At 66.3% G+C, this 1,578-nt stretch carries 1 protein-coding gene and 1 pseudogene; both read right to left on the reverse strand.

The window, feature by feature from the left end:
* Positions 1-629: response regulator (locus tag AC1DYI_RS35090; protein WP_477208715.1), on the reverse strand; the 629-nt coding region annotated here is incomplete at its 3' end.
* 12 nt (positions 630-641) lie between these two features.
* A pseudogene (locus tag AC1DYI_RS35095) lies at positions 642-1,578 on the reverse strand (hypothetical protein); the annotation flags it as partial.

The following is a 1,578-nucleotide window of genomic DNA, read 5'->3' on the forward strand; positions in this document are numbered from 1 at the left end:
GCCAGGTCGAGCGCCAGCTCGATCAGCGCAAAGATGCGGCTGGCGCTGCGCTGCACATGGCCCAGGTTGTCGGCCAGCCGCAGCGACAGCCGGCGCAGCCGCTCACGCTCGTGCTCGGGCCCCGAGTGCTCACGCAGCAGGCCGTTGATGAGCTCCTGGTCTTCGGTCACATGGTCGATGTGGCCGGCCATGCGCTGGCCCAGGCCCGACAGCGCGGACGGGGCCTCGCGCGTGCCTTCGACATCGGTCGGCAGCGTGGCGTTGCCTCCCAGCACGCGGTTGACGGCGTCGATCAGCAGGCGCGGCCCGGTCGGCTTGGGCAGCACCTCGGTCACGCCGCAGGCCGTGGCCAGCTTGTGGGCTTCGGTGCTGCGGTAGGTGGCGGTGTAGAAGATCACCGGCGTGGCCGCGATCTCCGGCTCGGTGCGCATCTTGGAGACGAACTCGAAGCCGTCCATCACCGGCATCAACAAGTCGGTGATGACGAGATGGGGACGCAGCTCGCGTGTGTGTTCCAGCGCCAGCGCGCCATTGGCCGCTTCGATCACCTCGTGGCCGACGCTGGCCAAGACCACCTTCAGGTAGTGGCGATTGGACGAGCGATCGTCGACGACAAGGATGCGGGCCATGGCGCCCGCTTCTTAGCATGAAAGCGCAGCGCTATCAATCGTTGCGTTGGCCTGGCGCTTGTGCTGCAGTCTCACTTGCGTGCCGTAGCTGCGGTAGCGGTCCTGCAGTGCCTGTGCGCGCCGTGACAGATCGCCGTTATTGCCGATGCGGGCACCGTGCTGGTCCAGCGTGTGCATCGCCAGGTCCATCAGTTTGCCGTTGAGTGATTTCTCGGCACAGTCGAGCAGCGTGCGAACCGCGCGTTCGGGCTCGCCGGCAACGGTGTGTGACAACGCGGCCTCGGCCTGTTCGCAGATCAGCGCGTAGCGCGCGCGGATCTGCGGCTCGAAGTCGGGCCGCCCTTGCGCTGCGCGGCACAGCAGTTCGTTGGTCGTGCGGGAGACAGCAAAACGGTCCGCCAGCATCGTCACCATGTCCGGTACGTTTTCCAGCCGCACTTCGCGTGCGTGCAGGCGCGATAGCACACTCAGCAGGTTGCAGGCCGCCTCGAACTCGTAGTTAGGCTCATTGATCTCGGACATGGCCTGCTGCGTGAGCGCCACGGTCTCGGCCACCTTGCGCTCGAGCAACAGCTTGAGTGTCGCCAGCGTGGCCTCGAAGCGGCGCAAGCGTGCGCTCTTGGGTTGCGCTTCGAAAGCCGACGACATGGCATGCAGCGACTGGGTCAGGCCACGCAGGTCGCCGCGGTCGAACTGGATCGTGCCCAGAAGCACCAGGCCCTGCAGATCGAAGACCTTCGAGTTCTGCCCCAGCACGGCCGCGCGTTGCAGTGCGTCGGCCGCCTCTTTCTGGTCCCCATGGTAGAAGGCCAGCAGGCCGAATTTGAGCGTGCGTGCCACGCAGCCTGGCGTCAAGGCGCTGGCGCGGCGCAGTGAGTTCAAGGCCTGTTGATGCTCGCCCTGGTCCAGCAGCACCTTGCCCATCACGTCATAGGCGTCGGCGTAGCGG

The sequence above is a fragment of the Ideonella sp. P3_A4 genome, from assembly GCF_056403075.1.